This window comes from Sulfuricurvum sp., assembly GCF_049277495.1.
Classification (GTDB): Bacteria; Campylobacterota; Campylobacteria; order Campylobacterales; family Sulfurimonadaceae; genus Sulfuricurvum.
The window spans coordinates 74,680-99,251 of record NZ_JBASYM010000066.1; the positions used below are offsets into that span (position 1 = coordinate 74,680).

Here is a 24,572-nt window from a genome sequence, read left to right on the forward strand (position 1 = left end):
TGTTAATATTCGTTTTTGTGTCAATAAAAGATGATTTATACGGGAGCAGCCTTGGATAGAATATAAAAATTAATTATATATGTTGTTTACGGTTTATAAAGAAGAAAAGTGATGATTTGTAAGAGCTTATACCATTCAGAGCAGCGTCCAAATAACGATTAAAGGCGAGAAGGGAGATTTTTATCTCGTTTCATTTCCTCGATTGCGGCATCGATAATCCTTTTTAAGGTAAAAGCGTACTCAAGACCCTGCTGATCTTTGGTTATATCTAAAGTGCCCTGTAATAAAATCCGGTCAAGCCGATTTTCAGCAGTTAAGTTCCCGATTTCAAATACATCAGTCTCATTTTGAAAAGCCATAAACGGTATCGTCATCTTTTTACCCTCACTTCCAAGAAAAATCATTGGCCAATTTATAATATTCTCTCAAAAAATAATAAGTAAATAATGATATGAATAAATAGAGAAATAGAAAATAAGTCAGATTCTAAAGCTTAATGTGATTATAAGTATGTTGCGGAGGGAAAGTGTAGTGGTGACTCCAAGGGGATTTGAACCCCTATGACCAGAATGAAAATCTGAAATCCTAACCATTAGATGATGGAGCCACTGTAAAACAATAAAAAGAAAAAAACATGGTGTCCCGTGATGGATTCGAACCATCGACCCCTTCATTAAAAGTGAAATGCTCTACCAGCTGAGCTAACGGGACATGTTTGTTCCACGACTTTGTGGACGGGAATTATAGCGGCTACAACCTTTTTTGTCAATGGTATTTTGGCAAAAAGTGACAAGATGGCGTAAAATAATCGAAAACAGGTATAAAATGGAAGAGCTTTTTCGTATAAAACGATATTATTGTGGTCAATAATACTCAAAAGGTTTCGGACATGTTGAAAGCAATCGTTATAAGCGTTCTCGTCTGGCTGAGCCTTTCAGCGGCGCCGATCCAAATGGATGAGCAATTTAAACAAGCGGTTGCGGAGATGGGAAATGAGAACAAACTGGTCTTGATGATCTATACCACCGATGACTGTCCTGAATGTGCCTATATGAAGCAAAAAGTATTTCATGACAAAGCGGTCGAGACGTATATGAAACGCAATTTTGTCGTGATCGAGAAAAACGTACACAAAAGCAAACTTCCGGACGGGTATGATTTTTTCGGGATTCCGACGATGTTTTTTATCGATAAAGCGGGGAACAAAAAAGAGACGATAGTGGGAAGCAAACGTTCACAGCCGTTTCTCGTTGAACTCCATCGTATCCGAGGGATCCAATGAGAGGGGTTTTCCTCACACTTTTGGTGGGGGTCTCATTGAGCGGATACGATGCGACGCATCTAAAAAAAGCGTTAGAAGAAAAAGAGTGTATCGGGTGTGATCTTCGCGGAGCTGATCTATCCAAAAACGATTTCAGCGGATGCGATTTTCACGGCAGTGATCTCAGCGGCGCCGATTTGCATGAGAGTCTCTTCGAGATGGGAGATCTAAGCGACAGCAATCTCAGCGGAGCTAATGCGGAAAAAGCCCTTTTTTGGAAAGGGACGATGACCGGGGCTGACCTTTCCCGCATCCATGCTAAGGGAGCCAATTTTAAAGGAACGCATCTAGAGAGAAGTAACCTGAGTTTTGCCGATCTTCGAGCGACGAAAAGCTGGAAAGCTAATTTTACCAACGCTCTTTTGAGGAAAACCGATTTTACGGATGCGGAGCTGGGGGATGCAAAATTTATCCACAATGACTTACGGACAGTAAAATTCACCAAAAGTTTATTGTGGCAAACCCGTTTTAACAATGTCGTAATGACGAAAGCACAATGTATTTTGGCAAAAAAAGAAGAAGCTATTTTAGAGGAAAACGTGACGTGCCGCTAAGAAAGAAGTTGATGCAGCAATAATATTTCAAAGAACCTTCTAGTCCAGAAAAGGTTATAATTAAATTTATGAATGTATGGCTATTTGATTTTCCTTGGGCATGGTTGGCGTTGCCTCCGATTCTGTATTGCCTCTATCGCTGCAAAGTGACACTTTCCGCACGCTATTTCCCCCATCTCCATTTATTCGGAAATGTTGGGAAATGGCGCAATATTGAGTGGATTTTGAAAGCTCTTGCCGTGACATTGATGGTGGGTGCTCTGGCAACTCCGGTGACGGTGGATTTCGCCGATCCGCGAAATCGCAACGGGATTGATATCGTCATCTCCATTGACGGAAGCGGGTCGATGAATGCTTCGGGTTTCGGAAGTGAGGATGAACGGCTCAGCCGATTTGAGATTGTCCAGAAAATTGCCAGTGCTTTCGTGATGAAAAGGCTCGAAGATAATGTCGGGGTCGTCTTATTCGGTGATTTTGCTTTTATCGCATCGCCGGTGACCTATGAAAAAGAGATTGTCAGCCAGATGATCGGTTATCTCAGTGACGGGATGGCGGGACAAAACACGGCTATCGGTGAGGGGATCGCGATGAGTGTCCGGGCACTTCGTGATTCCAAAGCACGGAGCAAAGTGATTATCCTCCTCACCGACGGTGAACATAACAGCGGCTCGATTTCACCGAAAGAGGCAATAGCAATGGTACGGCATGAGCACATCAAACTCTATACCATCGGGATTGGAAAGCCCGGGGAGTTTGATAATGCCCTTTTGGAACAACTTGCATCCGATGGTGGAGGTAAATTTTTTGCGGCAACCAATCAAAAAGAGCTGCAGGCCGTCTATGATTCGATCGATACTCTGGAGCGCTCTTCCATCAAAAGCGAACAGCATACTTTTTTCATCCACTATTATCAGTGGTTTCTGTCCGCTGCACTGATGATTATCATGCTGCTCATGTGGCGCAGGAGAATACGATCATGAGTTTTCTTTCTCCCTATTGGCTGAGCGCACTGCTTGTTGTACCGCTGTATCTGTGGCTTGGACGGCGGAACGGATGGCATTCTCAAATCTGGCTTTTGATTGCCCTCGCGATGCTGATTCTGGCGCTGGCCCGTCCTGTTTTTTCTCAAAAGCCGATCACGGTCGAGCAGGCGGGGTCGGATGTGATCCTTGCCGTCGATCTCTCCTACTCGATGCGTGCTGCGGACATTGTACCCAGCCGTCTGGAAGCAGCGAAAAAATTGTTGCGTGATCTGGTACACAGTGATCAGCGTGACCGTTTCGGAGTCATCGGATTTACCACCAGTTCGATCGTCCTCTCTCCCTTGACCAAGGATACGGAGCTTCTCGAACATCTTTTTAGCGGCTTGGACGAATCGCAGATCATTACCAAAGGGACGGACGTAATGAGTGCATTGGAACTTTCACGAAAGATGTCTCACGCCGCACGTCCGATCGTCATTCTTCTCACCGACGGAGGGGATGAACCGAATTATGCGAAAGAGGCGGATTTCGTCCAGGAGAATGATTTGGCGGTGAGTGTTGTGATGCTGGCTACCCGTGAGGGAAGCACTCTGCCGACAGCGGATGGTTCATCGCTCAAAGATGAGAAAGGGCATATCGTCGTCAGTGCCCGAAATGATGCAATAGAGGCCATTATTAACGAAGGACGGATGATACAGGGGCCGGACATCGGCGCCGTGAGATCGCTGATCGATGCGGCGCGACACGAGGATTTTTCGGGGAGTACGTCGGTGATGCGCTATCGGGAACTTTTTTATTTTCCGCTGGTGATCGCATTGGCCGCTTTTATTGCCGCTTTTACCTCGATAGGGGGGAAACTGTCACGGGCATTGATCCCCTTGGCCGCTCTCATCGGGTTATCGGCGCAGGGGAGCGTTCTGGATTTCGGCTATCTTTATTTAGCGAAAAGCAACTATCATCATGGGGAGTTTGAACGCTCGGCAGAGTTGTATGCCAAGATAGATTCCCCGCAAGCGCGCTATAACCAAGCTTCAGCATTGTATAAAGCGGGCAAGTATCAAGAGTCTTTGGCTCTGTACCGTTCGATCCGCAGCGATGACCCGCGTTTTAAGGCGGATGTTTTTTATAATATGGGCAATTGTCATATACGGCTGCAGGAGTTTGAGGAGGCGAGAGAGGCCTTGCTCAAGTCACTCACACTGCACTATAGCCGGGATGCCGATCAGAATCTTCATGCTATAACAGGGGTGGAGGAGCAGCAAACGCTGAGTGTCCGCAAAGAGAAAAAAGATCAATTCGCACAGGAAGAGAACAAGCCGACCGGCGAATCGAAACCCTCCAAAGCCGGAGGGGGGTCAAATATGAAAAGCGATATGGCTTCCGGCGGCGGCGGGGATGAGGGGAAAAAAGTGCAAAGCGATCCGCGTCTTTCGATGTCACAAGGAAAAGCCCGTCTCAGCTCGCGTCAGTATGAACTGATCAATCAAAGGAGTGTACGTGAAACAAAGCCTTGGTAAACTGATATTGGGTGTGCTGGCCTTATGTGCATCCTCATGGGGCGGGTCTTTTCAGTGGAGTGTATTGGAAGCGCCCAAAGAACTCTATGTTTCCCAAAGCGGGGTTGTCCGGTATGAATGTGCGTTTGATACCAGTGCTGCCGATTATACGATCGAATTTAAGCCTAAAGGCGCTAAAGAGTACGGTGCCAAAATATTAACGCAGCATGATCGGATAAGCAACGGGAAGCGGATTCAGACGTTTGATGTGCTAATCACTCCCAAAGAAGCCGGAACGATTACGGTCAATCTCGACGCTTTGATCCGTCACACGACGTTTGCATCGATTGAGAATGCTACCATCGGGCGGGATAATGTCAAAAAATACGATTTTAACGATGAGAAAGCGATGTTGCCCGCCGTCACGATCACTGCAAAAGCCAATAGTGCGGCACTGACAGGGGATATTGCCTTCAGCGTCAGCGTAGACCGTCAAAGTGTTCGTGCTTATGAACCGGTTCATTTGAGTCTGATGATCAAAGGATCGGGAAATCTCGATCAATTTGTCCCGTATGAACTGAACATCAGCGGAGTAAAAGTCTTTGCAGAGCCGCCTCAAACAACATTGACGGCGTCAACGGACGGCTTTAGCGGGGAAATTCGGCAGGAGTTCGCCCTTGTAGCGGAGAAAAGTTTTATGATTCCGCCGTTATCTCTGAGTGTGATGGATACGACGAAACAGAAAGAAAAAATACTCACTACCGAGATGATTCCGATCGATGTAGGGGAGGGATACGATATCGGCAATTTGCTCGATCCGCCGGATTTGAGCAGCTATGCGACGCTTAAACGGTATGCACTATACGCTGCTTTGATCGGTTTTGGAGTTTTGTTGGGAGAAGGATTTCGCCGTTTGTGGAAACATCGGCCGCGCCGAAAACCAAAGTATTTTTGGGAGAATGCGAAAAATACGAAAGAACTTATTCTCCTTTTGGCATTAAGCGGCGAAAAACACTATGAACCAATCATCACCTCCCTTGAGACCAAAGCGATGAGTTTAAGCGAAGCCAAAAAGAAATTGAGTACACTCACATCAGTAAAAGAGGTAATATAAATGAACAATATTATTAACGCGATACGTGCGGAAGTCTCTAAAGTCGTCGTCGGCCAAGAGAAAATGATTGACGGATTGTTGATCGGGCTATTGTGCGACGGACACGTCCTGATCGAAGGGATTCCGGGCTTGGCCAAAACAACGACGGTCAAAGCCTTGTCCCAAACCTTGGGGCTTGGGTTTAAGCGGGTACAGTTTACTCCGGACCTTCTTCCGAGCGATATTTTGGGTGCTGAGGTTTATGACCCGCAGAACAATGCTTTTAAAATCAAAAAAGGGCCGATTTTTACCAATCTTCTGCTCGCCGATGAGATCAACCGCGCTCCGGCAAAAGTGCAGTCTGCATTGCTCGAAGTGATGCAGGAGCGTCAGGTGACACTGGCGGATGAGAGCTTTAAACTGCCCCCGCCATTTTTGGTTATGGCGACGCAGAACCCGATCGAAAACGAGGGGGTTTATCCCCTTCCCGAAGCGCAGCTGGACCGTTTTATGCTCAAAATTACCGTAGGGTACAACACTGCCGAAGAAGAGCTTGCAATCGCCCGTCGGATCGCCTCTTCTACTGCCGAAACGATCAATGCGGTGATTGATACCGACACCCTGCTGAGTCTCAAAGAATCCGTTAAAAAGATTCATATTGATGAAGAGGTAGAGCGGTATATGATTACCCTCGTGACGGCTACACGTGAACCAGAAAAATTCGGACTTGAATCGTTCAAGCGCTATTTGCAATTCGGTGCCAGCCCCCGTGTAAGCATCGATATGTTCAAAGCGGTACGTGCCGTCGCCTTTTTGCGCGGGAAAGATTTTGTGACTCCCGGCGATATCGCTTCTATCATTAAAGAACTGATGCGTCACCGTATTGTCCTCTCGTATGAGGCGGAGGCTGAGGGGATCGAGATCGACGATTTGATTGAGCAGATCATTAAAGCCGTACCGATTCCGTAATGAAAAACAGCCGTCATATCCTCTTAAAAGCACGACGCCAGATCATCGGTGACCGTATCGGCAACAACCCTTCCATGTTTCGGGGAGAAGGATATGATTTTATCGAACTGCGCGAATATGTAAGCGGGGATGATACCCGTCATATCGACTGGAATATCACGGCAAAGATGCAGCGTCCTTTTGTCAAAGTGTTTCGCGAAGAGCGCGAGCTGAGTGTGGTGACCGTGGCAATGCTCAGCGGCGGTCTGCATTTCGGTCATGAGCAGTTTAAGATCGACACGCTTGCCGAAGCGGTAGCTTTGATCGGGTATTCGGCACTGTCCAACGGCGATTTGTTTACCCATATCAATTTTTCCGAAAACCTCCGGGATGAGGTACGCGCGAGTAAAAAAAGATTTGCGGTGGCCCAGAGTATCGAGACGATTCTGGGGTCAGATCTGCTCCACTACAAAGCCGATTACAATGCAATGGCAGCAACCCTCTACCGCCGGCTGAAACGCCGTTCTCTGATCGTCGTTCTCGGCGATTTTTTCGAGATTCCCGATTTGCGCCTTTTGGCCAAAAAACATGAAGTCGTTGCAATCGTCGTTCGTGACCGCTTTGAGGAAAAACCTTTACCTATGGGGTTTAGTGCGTTGATAGATCCTGAAAGCGGAGCCGTATTGGAGGGAGATTTTAATGCACGGAGTGTACGTAAATACCATGAACGGGTTCGTGAACACGACGCCGCGCTGTTTGAACGGTTTCGCCGAGACGGGATACGAGCGTCAAAATTGTACACGGACACTTCTGCCTCGGTCACACTGCGCCGGCTATTTGAGGGGAGAATATGAGAGTGCAGATGGCGGATATTCCGGTCAATGATATTGCCCCGTTGGCGGAAGTCAATGACTATTCGATTTATCTGTTTGCCGGAGCGGTAACTTCTTTTGTGGTCGTAAGTCTCAGCATTCTTTTTTTTATTCTTAAAAAATGGCGTAATCGCCTCCTCAGCGAACGGCGGCTCGATTACAAGAAATTGGAATCTATCGATTTTTCCGATCCCAAGAAAGCGGCGTATGCCATCAGCACGTTAGGCTATCGATTCGCAGCGGATAACGAACGGACGGAGAAAGCGTATCACAACCTTTTTGAGCGGTTGGCAAAATACAAATATGCACCGAACGTTGAGCCGATCGATCAAGAGACCCTCGGATATTATCGATTGTATCTTGAGATCATCGATGTTTGACGGGGTCTATTTTCAGTTTCCGAAACTCGGGTTTCTACTCTTTTTCTTTTTAGCGTGCGAGGCACTATGTCCTCTTCGTTCCAATCCTCTCTATTTTCCGCGGACGGCCATGTTCGGGGAAGTCGGGGTTAAATCACCGATATGGCTTTGGATCGCCAAATGGGGGATGATCGCTTTTTTAATCGTAGCCCTCATGTCTCCGGTACGCGATCATAAAATACTCCATCACGGAAACGGATGGGACATTCTTCTGATCATCGATCCGGCATTGACCTCCTCCAACATAACAAATCAAATCACCTCTTTTATTGATCAGCGACCGGATGAACGTATCGCGCTGTGGATTCCCGACAACACGATCGTTCCCCTGACGTATGATCATAAGGCCCTGAAATCAATACTTCTTCAAAAGGATAAGGGTAAAGCGACAGCGAAAGTCGATCGTCAAATCAGCCGTTTTTTTGCGACTTCTAACGAGGGAAGAGGGTTGACGGTCATTTTTTCAGAAATGCCGAAGACGTTTGTATATGCTTTGCCGATGGGGATACAAACGTCTGTTATCGCACCGATAAGCGATTCGGACTGGGGGCAAAAACTAAATCATGACTATCCCCCTTATTTCCTCCAAACAACGTATCGCTATTTTGACTATTATTATGTGTATCCGCTTTTTTTGGGATTTTTATCCATGTTGGCCTATCTTTTCGGACGGAACCAAAAGGGGCTTAAATGACCTTTTTGCATCCTGAGTTTTTTTACTGGATGCTCCCCGCAGCAGTTGTGCTGTTTTATTTTTGGCAGACACAAAAACCGATGCACGATACCCCTTTTCGGGAGAGTGTTTTGGAACGGCTGCGTGCGCCGGAGATTACCATGGGACTCAAAAGCCGGAATACGCTTTTTTTCAGTGCAAGCTTATTATTAATCAGTGCCATGGCGCAGCCGGTGATCCTCCAAAAAGATTTGGCGGATGAGGGGAGTGTGGAGGCAGTCATTGCGTTGGACCTCTCGAAAAAAACCATAGAAGAATTTGAAACGGAAAAAATGCATGCGATTGATGCCGTGCATGCCCTTCAGGGGAATAATATCGCCTTGATGGGATACGATGAGGGCTTGTACCGAATCTCCCCTTTCAGTACCGATACCGCGATGATGGTGGAATTAATCAAGGGGTTGCAGCCTGAGGTGATGCAGTATACGGTGAGTAATGTCACATTGCTGGATGCACGGCGGGGGGATGCAGCTGTCCAGGTCATCATCGGTGACCCGATACCGGAGCACAATACACCGCTCTCGACAGTGGAAGAGAAGGCGGAAAAAATTAAATCCGCTCAACGCCTTTATGCGCATTCACCCCTTTTTATGTATCCTCTCGGTTTGGCGATGCTTTTGATCGCAATTGCCCTCTCTTCGATGTCTAAACGGCATAGTGTCCCCCTCCTCAGTGTGCTGGGGATGCTTTGTCTGAACAATACTCCCGCGGTTGCGGGAATTTTGGATTTTCAGGAGCTCAGAGCAGGGTACAGCGCGTATGAAAGAGGCGATTATATCCACAGTGCAACATATTTCAGCCGTTATCAAAAAAAGCACGATTCCCCCGAAATCCGCTATAACCTCGGGAATGTCTATTATAAAGCCGGGAACTATGAAAAAGCATACTATTGGTATGGGCGTGTGTATACGTCCAAGCCTCTTTTAGCTGAGCGAACCGCTTACAATCTCGGGAAAACCTATCAAAAAATTAAAGAGGGTAAGGAGAGAACAGGGGGCAAAGCCGAGGTTTTAGGAGAGCGTTCTCTCCACTTGCCCCTGCAAAAAACACTCAAACAGATAAACGGAAAAAAAAGGACGCGGCTCTATCCGATTTGATTTAGATAAATATCTCATAGAGTTTGTTAGCCCCTTTCATTTCCGAACGGAGTTTGGTGTAATCTTCGTTTTGGAGGGCTGTTTTAAGAATATGCAGCTCGGTTTCAAAAAATTCGACCGCTTCGAGGACATTTGTGCGATTTTGGCGGAAAATATCTTCCCACATTGCCGGAGAACTTTTTGCCAATCGGCTCATTGAACGAAATCCTCCGGCTGCAAGGGCGAGAATATTCTCTTTCTCTTCCTGGGCTAATACCGTATTCGCCAGAGCATACGAGATGATATGGGGCATATGGCTGATGAAAGCGGCATGGCGGTCATGCTGCTCTGCGCCCATCGTATGGACCTGCATTCCGATAGAGCGGAAAATTCGTAAGGCAATGTCACGTTGAGTATGTCCGCTATGCTCTAAATCACAGAGTACGACGACTTTATCGGCGTAAAGCCCTTCTAGCGCGGCATTCGGACCAAACTGTTCTGTTCCCGTCATCGGGTGAGCCGGAATAAAATTCGCGCGGATGGCCGGAGGAACGGCGGCAACGATCGGAGCTTTGGTACTTCCTAGGTCGATCAGGGTTTTATCGGTTCCCTCCAGATCGGTACAGTCATTCAAAAGCGCGATGACTCCATCTACCGGTACCGACAAGAAGATGACGTCACATTCACGTTTGAGCTCATCAAAGGGTACGATAGCCTGCACTAATCCTCGTGAAAGGGCAATTCTTTGATGCTCTTCATTATGGTCGCTTCCGACGATAGAGGTGATAAAAGATATGTGTTTGAGGGCTAACGCCATTGACCCTCCCATTAATCCTAACCCCACTATCCCTATCTTCATCCGTTCCCTTTTTGCAGTAATTGCGCTATTTTAACCCTTTTAAGTTTAATTTACGGAACATTAATTATCTAAGTGATAGAATGGGAGACTATTTTAACGCAATGGAAATTTTGGCTTGAAAACAATTACCCTCTCATTAATCGTGGCAAGTGCGCTGGCGCATGCATCTACACAAAACGTCCAATCGATTCAGTATGATGGCCTGGTCCATATATCCGAGACCGCCGCAAAGCGGCTGAATGAGGTGAAAATCGGTGAACCGTTGGATGCTACGGCAGTCGATAAAACGGTTAAGAACTTCTTTGAGCAAGGTTATTTTGAAGATATCTGGGCAGAAGAGAACGAGGGAAAAGTGACGTTTCATTTCAAAGAGAAACCGATCATCTCCAAAATCGAGCTCAAAGGGTATAAAGAGAACGATGAAGAGGCCAAAAAAACCTTGCTGCAGATCGATAAAGGGGCTTTATACGATGAAAAGCGGCTTGAAGGAGCCAAAAAGCGGATCGTTGACGCTTTGAGCCAAGACGGGAAAATCGATTCGGTTGTTGAGATTGATACGGAAAAACTTGACAACGGCAGTATGCATGTCACGTTTGTTGTTAATGAAGGCCAAGAGATCATTATCAAAAAGCTCCGCTATGCGGGAGTCTTAACGCAAGACAGCGATGAATTCGACAGTACTATTGCCAATAAAGAAGAACAATTTATGGGCTGGATGTGGGGCCGGAACGACGGGAAGATGAAAGTCGCCGAGCTGCAATACGATCCTTTGCGCATTCGTGATTTTTACATGCAGCGCGGTTATCTTGACGCCAAAATCGACGAGCCGTTTGTAGCGGTTGATTTTGACCGTTACGAAGCGCAGATGAGCTACAATATTTTCGAAGGGGATGTCTACCGTGTGAGCGATATCCTTATTTTTCAAGATACCAAGGTCATTGATGATCAAGAGCTGCTGAACGTTATTACTTTGGAAAAAAACAAACCTTTCAACATCAAAACATTTCGGGATGATGCGGATCGCATCAAAACCAAAATTGCCGATTTGGGGTATGCTTACGTACAAGTACAGCCGGATCTGAAAAAAGACAAAGAGGGGAAAAGCGTTGATGTCGTCTACCGTATTATCCCCGGTAAAAAAGTCCATATCCGCAATGTACACATTTCAGGGAACAACCGTACGTTAGACCGTGTCGTTCGACGTGAACTTTTCTTGGCTCCGGGTGACTTATACAGCCTCACCAACCTCAAAGATTCCCGTAACGCCATCGGACGAACCGGCTATTTTGAGAGCAATACGATCGAAGAGAAACGGATTGACGACGAGTCGATGGACCTGATCGTTCAGACCAAAGAAGCACCGACGGGTAATATCCAACTCGGCGGAGGATATGGAAGCTTCGGCGGGATCTTGGTCAGTGTTGCCGTCAGTGACCGCAATATTTTCGGTTCCGGGATTAACGTCGGATTGAACCTTGAAAAATCTCAGCGTACCAGCAACTATTCCTTCAATATCTCCAATCCTCGCCTTAATGACAGCGATTTTAGCGGTAACTTTTCCGTGTATAACAGTTCAACGGAATACGATAGCTATACCACCGATTCCAAAGGGATGAGTATCGGTACCGGGCACCGATTTAACCGCTATGTAAGCGGATACGTCGGCTATAACTATTCACAAAACAGTTACAGCAATCTTGACATCAACACAACGACTCTGGACCCTCGTTACTATGAGAGTTATGCAAAAAGCTCGGCAACCGTTTCGGCAACTTTTGACAATACGGATGATTATTATATCCCGCGCGAAGGGATGGCTATTTCACAGAGTTTTGAAATGGCAGGGCTTGGCGGAGATGCCGATTTCTGGAAAAGCCGTACGAGTTTTGCGGCGTACCAGGGGCTGCAAAAGCTAACGGACTTCGATTTAATCCTTCGATATAAAGCCCGTTACAATTATGCCAGCAGCAGCGGCTACTTACCGTTGGGTGAAAAGTTTTATATGGGGGGGATCGGTTCGGTTCGCGGATACCAAGGGTATTCGATTTCACCGACGGATGGAGTAGATTCCACAGGGAAACCGTATAAAATCGGGGGGACCCAAACATTTTCGAATAACCTCGAGTTCAGTGTCCCTCTCGTACCGGAAGCGCGAATGCGTGCGACGGCATTTGTCGATTACGGGATGATCGGTGAGAAGAGTATGACGGAAATCAAACGGGGAGGCTACGGGGTTTCTTTGGAATGGTTCAGCCCGGTCGGACCGTTACAGCTCGTTTTTGCGAACCCGATCGGCAGCAAATCCGGTGACGATGTCGCCCACTTCGAATTTACGATCGGACAACGATTCTAACAAAGCTTTCATCCCTGAAAATTCGGGGATGGCCTTTATCCTTCCAACTTTTTCAACTACTTCTTAGACATACGCCTTCAAAAGCATCTTTCACAATTCCGACGATACTGCCGTGATGTTTGAGGAAGAGATACTTATTGCTCTTTGAGTATGAGGGTGAGGTTTTCCGGAAGAACGATATTCTTAAGTTGCTCACGAGACAGATAAAGATTTTTTCCGGTAATGACTAATGCCCCCTTATCGTCCAGCTCAGCACTAAGATCGGAAGCATTGATCCGTGAGGCCAGAAGGATGTGTGAGAGCCACAGAAGAGCGCTGAGGGCATCGAGTGTGGCATTATCGGGTAATAAGCTCCCGTAGCTTCCTTTTGGCACAAGAGACGAAGAGGCAGAACCTTTTTTAAACAATAAAAGATGAGAGATGAGCACGATCTGCGGATGAGTGAGCGCATAGTCCAGAGCACTCATCGCCAAATAGTGGCTGTGGCGCTGATAGGCATAGTAGCGAATACCGACCCCTATCGAGAGGAGCTTTGCGGCGATAGCAAGTTCAGGGCGATAGAGCGGATTGATCCCTAGAGAGATATGCAAAAGATCAAACAGACGTTTGCTCAAATGGGCACATTGCTGGGCATGATCGCTATGAATAGCATAGGTGTCGAGGAGATAGCGGACACTCGGATTATAGTTGGCCGGAAACCGGTCTCCCGCGTTGCGCAGCAGATCGCTTAAGAAAACCCCTTCACGTACACCGACACCGCTGCATATGAGGGTTTTGTTTTGTGTATGCCGAATGATTCTCTCTAATATAAGGGTTCCGGGCTTGATGGTGTCAAAACGATCCGGCTTGATGAAAAGAGAGCGAAGTTTTTTAGGAGTTGCCTGGAGTATTTGAGCGGAAAAACGTAAAAAAGAGGTCTCATCGGTCGTATAGGCGTGGAGTTTTTTGAGTGGGTACTCCTCTTTTTTCATTAACGAACGGGTGAGGGCACGAAAGGTTCCCCCGATTCCGATCAGAGTTTCGGTATTGAAAGGGGGGAGCTGTTTGAGGGCTTCATCGATATACTCAATGGCTCCGGCGATATCGTTTTGATCGAAAAAAAGCTCTTTGATACGAACGGTACCGATGTTAAGAGAATAAAGCTGTTCAACCTTGCCGTTACGCAACAGGGTAAACTCACTGGAGCCGCCTCCGACATCGACCGTGGTTGCTTCAGAAATACCGGGGAGAAGATTAGCACAGGCCATTCCGCCATAATAAGCTTCTTTGTCTCCGGTTATGACTTTAATCGAGAGGTTATGTTCGCGTCGGATGCGGGAGAGGAAAACATCACTGTTTGGAGCATCCCGCAGCGCGGAGGTAGCGACGCATAAAATCTTTCGAGCTCCGAAAGAGTAGGCGATAGACAAAAACTCGCCGATGGCCAAAGCGGTACGTTCCATCGCTTCATGCTGAAGATATCCGCCGTTTTTATAAGCGTTTTCACTCAGGCGGACGGAACTTTTAACCTCGTGGAGAATATGGAAGGCGAAACGGCTGGTCTTTTGAAATACCGCCATTCGCATGGAATTGCTTCCGATGTCGATAACGGCGGTACATTTTGCCATTTACTCCTCTTCCTCCATTAATTGTTTATGCTTGTAGAGAAGTTCCTGCATAGTTTCGACATTATCTTTGTCGGGGATGATACAATCAACAGGACATACGGCGATACACGCCGGTTCATCATAGGTTCCTACACATTCGGTACAACGGTCAGGATCGATGATATAAATCGGATCGCCCTCTTCAATCGCATCCATCGGGCATTCTTCACGGCATGCATCGCATGCGATACATTCATCGACGATAAGTAGTGGCATAGGTAAAACCTCGGTTTTTATATTTGGTTAGTGCGCGATTTATAGCGAAAGGAACCTTTGAGCAATTTTAAACGCTTTAGATTTAGCGCATTGGAAGGACGCAACACAGTTTGGATGGCAGAACAAGACGGGCACATGTGCCATCAATTCCATCGTTTCGGTTGGTGAGAGTGATCACGGCACCGATGGCTTCCGCAGCACTTTTGGCTAGAAACAGTCCTAATCCGACCCCTGATTTATTGCCTTGACGTTTAAACGGGGCGAAGAGATCGACACTTTCATCAATCCCGCACCCCTCATCGATGACTTCAATGACAATTCCGATGTCGTTAAGGTAGCTGTTAAACAGAATACTTTTCCCTTCAGGGGTAAATTTCAAGGCATTTTGTAAGAAATTTTGGAGGATCTGGTTGAGGAGGGTTACTTGCAATACCGCACTGAACGCATCGGGTTCGAATCGGGCAATGAGGGTTTTATTTTCACTGTTGGCCAAGAGTTTAAAGTCACCAGCCCATTTTTTTAGAATCTGGATAATATCGGTTTGAACCGGAATTTCGAGCTGTGCACCCTCTTGACGGCCGATATTTAGAATATCAGCGACAATTTTATTCATTTCATCGACACTTTGATTCGTAATTCTAATCGCTTCGATGTACTCTTCAGCGGAACGTTTTTTAATCAGGGTGACCTGATTTTTGAGTTTGATAACGGCAAGCGGCGTTTTGAGTTCATGAGCGGCGCCGATAAAAAGTTCTTTTTGGTATTTGACGAAGTTTTGAATTCGTGCAATAAGGCGATTAAGGGTTTCTCCCAGCGGCTCAAATTCATCGGGAAGCTGTTCCACCTTGATCGGACGAATCAAATGTTCGTTCATATTGGCTAATCTGCGGCTTAAAGCACTGATCGGAGCAATCAGCATTTTGGAAAAAGCAATCGCATAAAGGATAATGACTACAAATCCTACGGCATTGATCAGAAAAATGGAGTTAAGAATTTTTCCCAACAATCGTTTGGTCGGAGTGATGTCACGACTGACTTTCAGATAAGATGATTTTTCAAAATCAAAAGGATAGATAAGCGTCAGTGTGGTCGTTTTATCCTTATGCACGGTTTCATAAAAATCAAGATGCTCTTCATTCGGAGTGAGGGTTACAAGCTCTACGTCAAGGCCTAAGAGGGCATCGGTATTGTTCTGCTGAGCGGATAAAAGAGACTTATACGAAGAGATGTTTTCAGCATAACCGATAAGTTCGGCTTGTTTTTCATCATAGATCGATTGTTTGATAAAAAGATATAAAAATGAAGAGAATAAGATAACCAGTGCGGCTGATGCGACAATCAGCTGAAAAAGGAAACGTCGTCTGATACTTCTTTTGGAAAACAAAGGATGTCCTTCTTTTGAAACATGGTATCGGAATTTTTTATGATAAGCATTGTAGTGTATAGAACTTTTAGGAAGGCTAAAGAGAGTAAGCTATTTTATCAAACCCCTTATGACAGGGGTTTAATAGGTTGTAGAAATGGCAGAATTAGTTGATTTCTTTAGGAAAACAAAAACGGTATCCGCGACGGCGCACTGTCTCGATGGTTGTAATACCGAGCGGTTTGTCCATTTTTTGACGGATTTGGTTGATTGCAACCTCGATAACGTTTGGTGTTACGAGTTCAGGTTCTTCCCAAATAGCATCAAGCAATTGCTCTTTTGATACGATTTGATCGCGGTGACGTGCAAGGTGAGTCAATACTTCAAAAGGTTTCCCTTTAAGTTCGATCTCTTTTTCTTTATAGATGATTTTCTCTTCTTCAGGGTTGATGATCAAATCATCGATTTCGATGATGTTGCTGCCGCCGAAACGCAAACGCGCTTCGATACGGGCGACAAGTACATCGAAATCGAACGGTTTGCGGATGTAATCATCAGCACCGGCACGAAGTGCTTCGATTTCACTTTCATTATCATCACGGGCAGAAAGAACTACAACAACCGTTTTAGGGGTATTGGTCTTAATATCAGGAATGATATCGACGCTATTGCCATCCGGCAGCATCCAATCCATCAAAATCAGGTCATAGTTACGGATATCGAGATAATACTCGCCGTCTTTAAGAGTCTCAACAACATCGCTTTGGTAACCAAATTCTTTGAGCCCTTCTGCAAGGGTTTTATTGAGGGTTACTTCATCTTCAATGATCAGAATACGCATTCAGATTCCTCATGTAACGGAAATTTTCCCGAAATGATAGCACAGTTTTAGAAAATTTTAAACTTTTTTTCAATTTTTTTTAAAAAATGGAATGATATACAACAATAACGGTGGCTAAAAGCGGTACGTTTATTCTCCACAAGGGAGAAAAATGTTTTATTTTGCAGGATTGGGGATGATTTTGATTTCAACGCGTCGATTGGCTTCACGGCCTGCGGGGGTATCATTAGAGGCTATCGGCATACTTTCGCCAAAACCGATGGAATGGATCCGTTCGGATGCAACACCGCGTGAGACAAGATAAGAGGTAACACTCTGAGCGCGAAGTTGAGACAAGGTCAGGTTTGATGCATCGTTTCCGACGCTGTCGGTATGTCCCTGTACTTCGATTTTCGTTTCCGGGTATTTTGTCATAACATTGGCAATATCATCCAAGACCGGGCTGAAATTAGGCTTGATATTGGTTTTTCCGGTATCGAAAGTGATTCCGCCGGGCATATTGAGGTTGATAACATCCCCTTTTCGCTCAACTTCGACGCCGCTTCCTTTGAGCTCTTTGTTGAGTTCTTCTTGCTGTTTATCCATGTAATAGCCGATGCCTCCTCCCGCTGCTGCGCCGATGGCACCTCCGATGAGTACTCGTTTGGCACTGTGGTTTCCGGTAGCCGCTCCGGCGGCCATACCTGCAAGCCCTCCGATGAGTGCTCCCGTCTGTGTCTTGGAAAGACCGGTTTCGGTTTCCGCACATCCTATCAATAATAGTCCTGCAGTAAAAAGTGATAATACGGTACGTGTCATTTTTTTTCCTTTGTTCGGATGGGTTTAATAAAATCAATTATATCGTGTTAACGTGAATCGATTGTTGATATTTGAATTTTAAAATATTGTTTTGTGTTCTACCCCGACGGTGCAGTTGGAGAGAATATCGGGTTTATGGATGGTTAAAGAGAGTTCTTGAATGAGGGGAAAATCTTTTTTGAGGGTAGAAGTGAGCACTTCGAGAGCGGTTTCGATGAGTTCAAACTGTTCATCAATCATCGTTTTTTCAATGGCTTGAACGACTTGGGCATAGTTTATGTAGTGGCCGTTTCTATAAGGGTAATCGATGCTGCAGTCGATGCACACCTGCTGAGGGGTGATGCGCTCATGATCGAGGATCCCGATGATGGCATCAAAGGTTAGATCCTCGATCAAAATTTTCATGCGACCCGTTTCTCTTCGCCTTGGAAAAGGCGGATAAAGTTAGGGATATGTTTGTAAAAGAGGATAAAAGCGATAAAGAGTACCGGAGCATGAAACATTGCCGGATAAAGAACAAAGGATGCAATGACAAGAGCGAGAAGCCCGAGCATTGAAGAGAGCGATGAGATACGGATAGTTTTGGCCGCAACTCCCCACACTACTAAAGCAATAACAGTCGGGATGGGGAGCATTACGGCCATGACGCCCATACCGGTAGCAACTCCTTTTCCCCCTTCAAACCACATATAAGGGCTGAAACAGTGACCGATAACCGCCAATACGGCAACTAGCCATTGGGCACTTTCACTCAGTCCGAAGTATTGTGCGGCAAGAACCACAGCAATCCCTTTGATCGCGTCGAGTGCCAAGGTTGCGGCACCGAGTTTTTTGGCGAGGGCCGGATTGTTCTCTTTGACGACACGCAACACATTGGTCGCACCGATACTACCCGATCCTGATTCGGTAATATTGACTCCGGCAAATACTTTTGCCAAAATCAGTCCGAAAGGGATACCGCCGAGAAGATAGGCGACAAGGTAAAACTGTACGTTTTGATTAAATAAAAATTCCATCAGGTTCCTTTTTTGGATAAACGAAACGGTATTATAAATCACCGTTGGTTACAATGAACTAAAAAAGTGCTGAAGGAGTTTCCCGCTTCAAGGTCACTACGATATCGGTAGGCTATAATAAGCCTTTAACAGTTGTAAGAAGGAATTGGGTTTGAACACCGAAGAGCTAAAACAAAAAATTATTGATCTTAAAAGCCGTCTCAGCGTGACTGTCGTGGCACACTTTTATCAGCGAGATGAAGTATTCGAGATGGGAGATATTACCGGCGACTCGCTCGAACTGGCAAAGCGTACAATGGCGGACGATAAAGAGTTCGTCGTTTTCTGCGGTGTCGGATTTATGGGGCAAAGTGTCAAAATCCTCAGCCCGGAGAAGAGGGTTCTGATGCCTAAAGTGGCGTGCTGCGCGATGGCTCGGATGATTGACGGGCTCTATTTTGATCAGTCGATCGAGAAATTGGAGCAAAGCGGAATCAAGCGTGAGGATATTTTGCCGATCACCTATATCAATTCCAATGCCGATGTCAAAGCGCGTGTCGGAAAAATGGGGGGAATGGTATGTACCAGTTCCAACGCCAAAATGATTATCACCAAAGCCCTCGATGAGGGAAAAAAGATTCTGTTTGTCCCGGACCGCTGCCTGGGGCAGAATATCGCCAAAATGATGGGGCTTAAATCGTGCGTCATCGGGGACGGAAGTGATCCGAAAGAGGCCGATATTATCTGTTATGACGGATTTTGCTCGGTGCATCAGCTGTTCAGCGTGGATGACATCGAGTTTTACCGCAATAAATATCCGGGTATTTTGATCGCCGTTCACCCTGAATGTGATCCGGCTATCTGCGAGCGTGCCGATTTTATCGGATCGACGTCGCAGCTGATCAAATACATTACAGAGCTGCCTGCAGATCAAAAGGTCGCGGTCGGAACAGAGTTTAATATGGTCAACCGTCTCCGTCCGAGCAACACCTATATCCTCTCTTCGACAAAACCTGAGTGTCCGACGATGAATGAGACGACACTGGAAGATTTGTATGCGGTCCTTAAATCGATTGAAGACGGTGCGCCGATTAACGAGATCGAAGTGGATGAAGAGACCGCCTACTGGGCCAAGATCGCGTTAGAGAGGATGATGGCACTATGATCGAACAATTTATCCGTGAAGTATTAGCCGAAGATGTCGGACGCGGGGATTTGTATGCCCGCGTTTCTGAAAGTGTACCTGCCAGTGCAAAAATCATCGCCAAAAGTGACGGCGTATTGGCGGGAGAAGAGTATCTTCGCGTATTGTCTGATCTGGAAAAATTCACGATTACGTGGCATAAGCATGACGGTGAGACCTTTGCCAAGGGTGACGTGCTGATGGAACTGAGCGGTGATTCGCACACGCTGCTGCGTATTGAACGGACACTTCTCAATATGTTATTGCATGCCAGCTCGATTGCGACGCTGACCCGATCGTATGTCGATCTCGTCGCTCCGTATGGAACGAAACTCCTCGATACCCGTAAAACCCGTCCGATGCTGCGCAATTTCGAAAAATATGCCACCCGTATCGGCGGAGCCATCAATCACCGTATGGGGCTGGATGATGCGCTGATGCTTAAAGATACCCATCTCAAAACGATTGAGGACCTCGGGAAATTTATGGCTGAAGCCCGCCAAAAAATACCGTTTACCTCTAAAATAGAGATTGAAGCGGAAGATTTCGAGATGGCAAAAAGGGCGATGGAAGTGGGTGCTGACATCGTGATGTGTGATAATATGAATCCGCAGCAGCTTATCGAAGTCGTAGCCTATAAACAAGAACACTATCCGAATATTTTATTGGAAGCCAGCGGGAATATCTCGCTCTCAACGATCGAAAGTTATGCCCGCACCGGAGTCGATGCGATCAGTACGGGATCTCTTATTCATCAAGCTGCATGGATCGATATATCGATGAAAATGAACTAAGGAGGTAGTTCATGGCCGATGATATGGAGAAAACCGAAGAACCTACCTCCAAGAAGATAGAAGATGCGAGACTGGAAGGGAACGTTGCCAAAAGTCAGGATATCATCGGTGTCGTTATTTTATTTGTTGCAATTTTAGCGTTGATTATGATGTTTACGTTTATCACGGATCATGTGCTCAACCTTACCCGCTATTATTTTTCCCTGATGAATCAGCCGCTGGACCGGGAATTGATGTTTGATATGGCGTTGGTAACTTTTCGGGAATTTTTGATTATGGCGCTGCCGATTTCTATTATTGTCGCAGTCGCGGGTGTGATCGGAACGGTGGGGCAAATAGGATTTAATTTTACCACCAAACCGCTGACCCCCAATTTTTCAAAACTGGATCCGATCAAAGGGCTGGGAAATATGTTTACCCTGCAAAAAGTACTGGAATCCATTAAAATCACCCTCAAGTCATTTACGGCGCTGGGGGTCGGTTTTTTATTTTTTTGGTTTTATATCAAAGAACTTCCTATCGTTGCCCTCTTTACCCTCCAAGATCAGATGGGGTGGCTTCGGGACAAGGCCATTGTTCTGGCAGCGGTGATGCTCATCATTATTACCGTCTATGCATTGTTTGATCTGTTTATAACCCGGAAGCAGTATTTCGACAAATTGAAAATGTCGAAACAAGAGGTTAAAGATGAGATGAAAAATATGGAAGGGGATCCGCATATCAAGGCGAAAATTCGTCAGATTCAGATGCAAGCGGCACGTAAGCGGATGATGTCTTCTGTTCCGACTGCCGATGTTGTGATCACCAATCCTACTCACTATGCCGTAGCGATCAAGTATGACGAGACAAAACACTGGGCTCCTGTCGTGGTTGCCAAAGGGGTGGACAATATCGCGATACAGATTAAAAAAGTTGCCCGCGAGAATGGGGTTCATATCGTCCAAAACCCTCCGCTTGCCCGCTCATTGTATGCTGAAGTGGATATTGACCGGCCGATTCCGGATATGCTGTTCGCGGCGGTTGCCGAAGTGTTGGCGTATGTCTATAAAATGGGTAAAAAACGGAAGGATAATTTTTAATGGACCGTTGGTTACGATTTTTCGCCGATAAAAAAACGATTGCCGGTGTATTTATCGTCATTATGGCAGCTTTAGGCGGTGTGTTATGGTATCTGGAACAAAAAGTGACGTCGCAAACTTTGGAACGTCTGAGTGACCAACTGTCATTAGCACTGGAAAATCAGCTTGAAAAAGAGCGTTCTACCGCACTGCGATATGCACTGATCCTCGGACAAAACAGTGCACTCGGCGATGCATTGGAACAAGAAGATGAAGACAAAGGGTTTCAGATTCTCTCCGAAGCGATGGAGTCGATAAAAGTCAATACCGATATTTTAATACGCTCCCAGATCATTACGTCGGACTATGTTATTTTTGCCCGCAGCTGGGACAATTCATATGCAGGAATGCCCCTGGATTTTCACCGTCCGGATCTGCTCTATTTTCAAAATCACCGCAAGCCCCGTTCGGCGATAGAAGTGGGACGTAAACTAGGGGTAAAAGCGACGGTGCCTATCTATCATAAAGATAGTATGCTCGGCTTCGTCGAGGTGGTTTCCTTTTTTGAAACGACGCAGGAATATTTTGACGCTTTGGGGATTGATTTATATATCTTAATGGATGAGCGGTTTTATGAAACAGCGGTATTTATGCAGGAAAATCCCGTCATTGCCAAAGAATACATTCTGGAAAACCCTAAATATACCCAAAGTGATTTAAAGCTTTTAAACGGAATCGATTTTAAGACACTGAAAAGTACCCGTCTCATTTTCAGCGGGGGGCGCTATCTGTTTTACGAGCCGATGACAAACGGTGAAGGAGAAACCATCGGTGCGTTTGTCTTTTCCCTTTCTCCGAAACAGATTTCAACCTATGCCCATTCGGATGAAGAGGATATTTCATTTTTGATTCACCTCTCCCGAAATGAATTGTATGATGTCATGGTAAAAAAATCTCTGGATAACGCACTTTTCCAAAGTACCTATGATAAAGAGCTGCTCTATCTCAAAGACACTGTGGCGCCGGAAGACCGTGAACTTTATCTCGAAGAGGCCCGCGAACGGCTGAATGCCTATTCCAAAGAAGAACTGATCGGGATTATGCTGGATTATAAAGTCACCAAAGAGATCAAAGGGGAGATCCGATGAAAGTATTATTGCTGGAAGATGAGTATATGCTGCGTGTCAGTATTACAGAGTTTTTGGAAGATATGGGATTTGAAGTATTCGGATTCAGCAATGGGGAGAAAGCATATGAGGCGGTATATGAGACCCATTTCGATCTTTATCTTCTCGATGTGAATGTACCGGGAATGAACGGGTTTGAGATGCTGCGGACTCTGCGCAAAGAGGGGAATAAAACTCCGGCGATCTTTCTGACGTCGATGGTGAACGTCACCGATTTGCAGGAGGGGTATAAATCCGGGTGCTGTGATTATATTCGAAAGCCGTTTGATCTGACGGAATTGCAGATCCGGATTATGCACGCGCTGAAAAGCCACTATCATGACGGCGAAAACCGGATCGATTTCGGTTCAGAGCTGATTTACGATACCGAAAATTTCACCCTGACCCACAGCGGGCACAATATAGCATTGAGCAAAACCGAAAAAGAGATTTTTTCAGTCTTGCTCAAACACACGAATCAAGTGGTATCGGTCGAGATGTTTCAAGACGAGATTTGGGGAGATTACGTCGATCCTGCCAATATACGGGTACAGATCAACAATTTACGCAAAAAGCTTCCGATCGAGATTATACAAAATCGGCGCGGGTTGGGATACATCATTGAACGATAACCGCTACGCCCTTAAAAATGCTTTTGTCTATACAATGCTGGTGGCGGTATTGCTTCTGGCTCCGACCTATCTTTATGTAACGTATATGAAGTATGTGTATGAGATTCAGTATGAGTTTAAACTCAAACGCCAATCGCATTTAATTATTCAGTTGATGGAAGAGTTTGACCAAAAAGAGAAGCAGGCATTTGATTATCCGCGGTTTCGTTCTTTCCAGTCAGGGTTGTATGATGTCCATTTTAAGCCGCTGTTTACGCTGATATCATCACCGCCTAAAACACAAAAAGCAGGTTATTATCTTGATGAAGGATATGCCTACCTGATCGTACCGCTTCCGGAGGGAAGGTATTTTGAGGCCTCGTATCTGGTTGTCGGGGGAGAACTGTCGTACGCACGGATTTATCAGGATGTTGTAATCATTCTGCTTTCGATCGCCGCTTTGATTTTTGTCCTTTCACTTTTTTTCTTGGACCGTTTTGCGCTGCCGTTTCAGAGGGTCAATAAGCGGCTGGATCAATTTATCAAAGACTCGATGCACGAAATCAATACTCCGCTCTCCATTATCAATGTCAATATCGATCTCTACCATCGTTCCAATCCGCAAAACAAATATCTCCAGAGAATTAAAGCCGCGACCAAGACCCTCGCCACTCTCTATAATGATATGGATTATCTGATTAAGAATGAGCGTCTGGCTTTTGAATATGAACCGATCAATTTGAGCCATTATCTGCAGGAGAGAATCGATTATTTCTCCGAAGTCGCAGCCTTAAAAAATATTACCATTGAGCCTCATATCGCAGAGAAAATTGAGATTAATTTTAATCCGACACAACTCCAGCGGATTATTGACAATAACCTTTCCAATGCGATCAAATATTCACATGAAGAGGGAAAAATCGAGGTTATTCTGGAACAATCAGAGAACCGATGCGTAATGGTCTTTCGGGACAATGGCGTCGGTATTGAAGATGTGAACCGTATTTTTGAGCGTTATTATCGTGAGAATCGCGATAAAGGCGGATTCGGGATTGGTTTGAATATTGTCAAATCCATTATAGATAAAGCAGGAATTGAACTCCAAATAGCATCTGTTTACGGCAAGGGAAGTACCTTTACGTATAGTTTTTATCCACCTCTTTGCAAGCTTTCATAAATTTCTTATTTTTTTAC

General features: G+C 45.7%; 26 protein-coding genes and 2 tRNA genes. 17 read left to right on the plus strand and 11 right to left on the minus strand.

Annotated elements, in window-relative coordinates:
• Positions 1-158: 158 nt before the first annotated feature.
• The 3 genes from WAO38_RS11395 to WAO38_RS11405 form a co-directional block, all read right to left on the minus strand.
• Positions 159-404, minus strand: coding sequence for a hypothetical protein (locus tag WAO38_RS11395; RefSeq protein WP_422237198.1), 246 nt, complete (start codon positions 402-404; stop codon positions 159-161).
• A 128-nt stretch (positions 405-532) separates the two neighbouring features.
• Positions 533-607, minus strand: a tRNA-Glu gene (locus WAO38_RS11400).
• Positions 608-635: 28 nt separating this feature from the next.
• A tRNA-Lys gene (locus WAO38_RS11405) sits at positions 636-711 on the minus strand.
• Between the two features lie 178 nt (positions 712-889).
• Between WAO38_RS11405 and WAO38_RS11410 the strand changes: the two genes are divergently transcribed.
• The 10 genes from WAO38_RS11410 (at position 890) to WAO38_RS11455 (ending at position 9,516) form a co-directional block, all read left to right on the plus strand.
• The gene (locus WAO38_RS11410; protein ID WP_422237199.1) at positions 890-1,282 is read left to right on the plus strand and encodes a thioredoxin family protein; all 393 of its coding nucleotides are present in this window, start codon (positions 890-892) and stop codon (positions 1,280-1,282) included.
• Positions 1,279-1,875: a pentapeptide repeat-containing protein gene (locus tag WAO38_RS11415; RefSeq protein ID WP_422237201.1), complete on the plus strand. Its 597-nt coding sequence runs from the start codon at positions 1,279-1,281 to the stop codon at positions 1,873-1,875. The genes WAO38_RS11410 and WAO38_RS11415 overlap by 4 nt, the downstream gene beginning before the upstream one ends.
• Positions 1,876-1,943: 68 nt before the next feature.
• On the plus strand, positions 1,944-2,855 hold the full coding sequence (locus WAO38_RS11420) for a vWA domain-containing protein (RefSeq protein WP_422237203.1): 912 nt from the start codon (positions 1,944-1,946) through the stop codon (positions 2,853-2,855).
• Positions 2,852-4,375, plus strand: coding sequence for a vWA domain-containing protein (locus WAO38_RS11425; protein WP_422237205.1), 1,524 nt, complete (start codon positions 2,852-2,854; stop codon positions 4,373-4,375). Before WAO38_RS11420 ends, WAO38_RS11425 begins: the two co-directional genes overlap by 4 nt.
• Entirely contained in the window at positions 4,356-5,468 is a 1,113-nt protein-coding gene (locus WAO38_RS11430; RefSeq protein WP_422237207.1) for a BatD family protein, read from the plus strand. Before WAO38_RS11425 ends, WAO38_RS11430 begins: the two co-directional genes overlap by 20 nt.
• A complete protein-coding gene (locus WAO38_RS11435; protein WP_422237209.1) occupies positions 5,469-6,416 on the plus strand; it encodes an AAA family ATPase in 948 nt (315 codons plus the stop codon).
• Entirely contained in the window at positions 6,416-7,249 is an 834-nt protein-coding gene (locus WAO38_RS11440; RefSeq protein WP_422237211.1) for a DUF58 domain-containing protein, read from the plus strand. The genes WAO38_RS11435 and WAO38_RS11440 overlap by 1 nt, the downstream gene beginning before the upstream one ends.
• Positions 7,246-7,647, plus strand: a complete 402-nt coding sequence (locus WAO38_RS11445) for a hypothetical protein (protein ID WP_422237213.1) — start codon at positions 7,246-7,248, stop codon at positions 7,645-7,647. The genes WAO38_RS11440 and WAO38_RS11445 overlap by 4 nt, the downstream gene beginning before the upstream one ends.
• On the plus strand, positions 7,571-8,380 hold the full coding sequence (locus WAO38_RS11450) for a hypothetical protein (RefSeq protein WP_422237215.1): 810 nt from the start codon (positions 7,571-7,573) through the stop codon (positions 8,378-8,380). The genes WAO38_RS11445 and WAO38_RS11450 overlap by 77 nt, the downstream gene beginning before the upstream one ends.
• Positions 8,377-9,516, plus strand: a complete 1,140-nt coding sequence (locus tag WAO38_RS11455; protein ID WP_422237217.1) for a hypothetical protein — start codon at positions 8,377-8,379, stop codon at positions 9,514-9,516. The genes WAO38_RS11450 and WAO38_RS11455 overlap by 4 nt, the downstream gene beginning before the upstream one ends.
• A 1-nt stretch (position 9,517) precedes the next feature.
• On the opposite strand, the gene WAO38_RS11460 is transcribed toward WAO38_RS11455, so the two are convergent.
• Positions 9,518-10,354, minus strand: a complete 837-nt coding sequence (locus WAO38_RS11460; protein WP_422237219.1) for a prephenate dehydrogenase — start codon at positions 10,352-10,354, stop codon at positions 9,518-9,520.
• A gap of 115 nt (positions 10,355-10,469) precedes the next feature.
• Here WAO38_RS11460 and bamA point away from each other — a divergent pair, with 115 nt between their 5' ends.
• Positions 10,470-12,707, plus strand: coding sequence for an outer membrane protein assembly factor BamA (gene bamA, locus WAO38_RS11465; RefSeq protein ID WP_422237220.1), 2,238 nt, complete (start codon positions 10,470-10,472; stop codon positions 12,705-12,707).
• 134 nt (positions 12,708-12,841) lie between these two features.
• On the opposite strand, the gene WAO38_RS11470 is transcribed toward bamA, so the two are convergent.
• From WAO38_RS11470 to plsY, 7 genes are all read right to left on the minus strand, one after another.
• A complete protein-coding gene (locus WAO38_RS11470) occupies positions 12,842-14,314 on the minus strand; it encodes a Ppx/GppA phosphatase family protein (protein ID WP_422237222.1) in 1,473 nt (490 codons plus the stop codon).
• Complete coding sequence (locus tag WAO38_RS11475; protein WP_013459298.1) at positions 14,315-14,569, minus strand: YfhL family 4Fe-4S dicluster ferredoxin; 255 nt, start codon at positions 14,567-14,569, stop codon at positions 14,315-14,317.
• An 82-nt stretch (positions 14,570-14,651) separates the two neighbouring features.
• Positions 14,652-15,953, minus strand: a complete 1,302-nt coding sequence (locus WAO38_RS11480) for a sensor histidine kinase (protein ID WP_422237225.1) — start codon at positions 15,951-15,953, stop codon at positions 14,652-14,654.
• A 145-nt stretch (positions 15,954-16,098) separates the two neighbouring features.
• Positions 16,099-16,773, minus strand: a complete 675-nt coding sequence (gene hsrA, locus WAO38_RS11485) for a homeostatic response regulator transcription factor HsrA (protein ID WP_422237226.1) — start codon at positions 16,771-16,773, stop codon at positions 16,099-16,101.
• A gap of 156 nt (positions 16,774-16,929) precedes the next feature.
• Positions 16,930-17,571 carry an OmpA family protein gene (locus WAO38_RS11490; RefSeq protein ID WP_422237228.1) on the minus strand — a complete coding sequence of 214 codons (642 nt, stop codon included), beginning with the start codon at positions 17,569-17,571 and terminating at the stop codon, positions 16,930-16,932.
• Positions 17,572-17,649: 78 nt separating this feature from the next.
• Positions 17,650-17,976, minus strand: a complete 327-nt coding sequence (locus WAO38_RS11495) for a dihydroneopterin aldolase (protein WP_422237230.1) — start codon at positions 17,974-17,976, stop codon at positions 17,650-17,652.
• Positions 17,973-18,587: a glycerol-3-phosphate 1-O-acyltransferase PlsY gene (plsY, locus tag WAO38_RS11500; protein WP_422237232.1), complete on the minus strand. Its 615-nt coding sequence runs from the start codon at positions 18,585-18,587 to the stop codon at positions 17,973-17,975. Before plsY ends, WAO38_RS11495 begins: the two co-directional genes overlap by 4 nt.
• A 151-nt stretch (positions 18,588-18,738) precedes the next feature.
• Between plsY and nadA the strand changes: the two genes are divergently transcribed.
• From nadA to WAO38_RS11530, 6 genes are read left to right on the plus strand one after another with little or no spacing between them, the layout of a single operon-like run.
• Positions 18,739-19,731 carry a quinolinate synthase NadA gene (gene nadA, locus WAO38_RS11505; protein WP_422237234.1) on the plus strand — a complete coding sequence of 331 codons (993 nt, stop codon included), beginning with the start codon at positions 18,739-18,741 and terminating at the stop codon, positions 19,729-19,731.
• Positions 19,728-20,543, plus strand: coding sequence for a carboxylating nicotinate-nucleotide diphosphorylase (gene nadC / locus WAO38_RS11510; RefSeq protein WP_422237236.1), 816 nt, complete (start codon positions 19,728-19,730; stop codon positions 20,541-20,543). The genes nadA and nadC overlap by 4 nt, the downstream gene beginning before the upstream one ends.
• 11 nt (positions 20,544-20,554) lie before the next feature.
• Positions 20,555-21,622, plus strand: a complete 1,068-nt coding sequence (gene flhB / locus WAO38_RS11515; protein ID WP_422237238.1) for a flagellar biosynthesis protein FlhB — start codon at positions 20,555-20,557, stop codon at positions 21,620-21,622.
• Positions 21,622-22,749, plus strand: coding sequence for a cache domain-containing protein (locus WAO38_RS11520; RefSeq protein WP_422237240.1), 1,128 nt, complete (start codon positions 21,622-21,624; stop codon positions 22,747-22,749). Before flhB ends, WAO38_RS11520 begins: the two co-directional genes overlap by 1 nt.
• Positions 22,746-23,399, plus strand: coding sequence for a response regulator transcription factor (locus tag WAO38_RS11525; protein WP_422237242.1), 654 nt, complete (start codon positions 22,746-22,748; stop codon positions 23,397-23,399). Before WAO38_RS11520 ends, WAO38_RS11525 begins: the two co-directional genes overlap by 4 nt.
• Positions 23,389-24,555 carry a sensor histidine kinase gene (locus tag WAO38_RS11530; protein ID WP_422237244.1) on the plus strand — a complete coding sequence of 389 codons (1,167 nt, stop codon included), beginning with the start codon at positions 23,389-23,391 and terminating at the stop codon, positions 24,553-24,555. Before WAO38_RS11525 ends, WAO38_RS11530 begins: the two co-directional genes overlap by 11 nt.
• Positions 24,556-24,572 lie beyond the last annotated feature (17 nt).

Bases quoted from the DNA above. Each gene is read 5' to 3' on its own strand.
- nadC (WP_422237236.1), top strand. From the start codon at position 19,728: ATGATCGAACAATTTATCCGTGAAGTATTAGCCGAAGATGTCGGACGC.
- flhB (WP_422237238.1), top strand. From the start codon at position 20,555: ATGGCCGATGATATGGAGAAAACCGAAGAACCTACCTCCAAGAAGATA.
- WAO38_RS11395 (WP_422237198.1), bottom strand. From the start codon at position 404: ATGATTTTTCTTGGAAGTGAGGGTAAAAAGATGACGATACCGTTTATG.
- WAO38_RS11475 (WP_013459298.1), bottom strand. From the start codon at position 14,569: ATGCCACTACTTATCGTCGATGAATGTATCGCATGCGATGCATGCCGT.
- WAO38_RS11440 (WP_422237211.1), top strand. From the start codon at position 6,416: ATGAAAAACAGCCGTCATATCCTCTTAAAAGCACGACGCCAGATCATC.
- WAO38_RS11455 (WP_422237217.1), top strand. From the start codon at position 8,377: ATGACCTTTTTGCATCCTGAGTTTTTTTACTGGATGCTCCCCGCAGCA.
- hsrA (WP_422237226.1), bottom strand. From the start codon at position 16,773: ATGCGTATTCTGATCATTGAAGATGAAGTAACCCTCAATAAAACCCTT.
- WAO38_RS11450 (WP_422237215.1), top strand. From the start codon at position 7,571: ATGCACCGAACGTTGAGCCGATCGATCAAGAGACCCTCGGATATTATC.
- WAO38_RS11495 (WP_422237230.1), bottom strand. From the start codon at position 17,976: ATGAAAATTTTGATCGAGGATCTAACCTTTGATGCCATCATCGGGATC.
- WAO38_RS11410 (WP_422237199.1), top strand. From the start codon at position 890: ATGTTGAAAGCAATCGTTATAAGCGTTCTCGTCTGGCTGAGCCTTTCA.
- WAO38_RS11490 (WP_422237228.1), bottom strand. From the start codon at position 17,571: ATGACACGTACCGTATTATCACTTTTTACTGCAGGACTATTATTGATA.
- WAO38_RS11445 (WP_422237213.1), top strand. From the start codon at position 7,246: ATGAGAGTGCAGATGGCGGATATTCCGGTCAATGATATTGCCCCGTTG.
- WAO38_RS11420 (WP_422237203.1), top strand. From the start codon at position 1,944: ATGAATGTATGGCTATTTGATTTTCCTTGGGCATGGTTGGCGTTGCCT.
- WAO38_RS11435 (WP_422237209.1), top strand. From the start codon at position 5,469: ATGAACAATATTATTAACGCGATACGTGCGGAAGTCTCTAAAGTCGTC.
- WAO38_RS11425 (WP_422237205.1), top strand. From the start codon at position 2,852: ATGAGTTTTCTTTCTCCCTATTGGCTGAGCGCACTGCTTGTTGTACCG.
- WAO38_RS11520 (WP_422237240.1), top strand. From the start codon at position 21,622: ATGGACCGTTGGTTACGATTTTTCGCCGATAAAAAAACGATTGCCGGT.
- WAO38_RS11460 (WP_422237219.1), bottom strand. From the start codon at position 10,354: ATGAAGATAGGGATAGTGGGGTTAGGATTAATGGGAGGGTCAATGGCG.
- WAO38_RS11525 (WP_422237242.1), top strand. From the start codon at position 22,746: ATGAAAGTATTATTGCTGGAAGATGAGTATATGCTGCGTGTCAGTATT.
- WAO38_RS11415 (WP_422237201.1), top strand. From the start codon at position 1,279: ATGAGAGGGGTTTTCCTCACACTTTTGGTGGGGGTCTCATTGAGCGGA.
- WAO38_RS11470 (WP_422237222.1), bottom strand. From the start codon at position 14,314: ATGGCAAAATGTACCGCCGTTATCGACATCGGAAGCAATTCCATGCGA.
- plsY (WP_422237232.1), bottom strand. From the start codon at position 18,587: ATGGAATTTTTATTTAATCAAAACGTACAGTTTTACCTTGTCGCCTAT.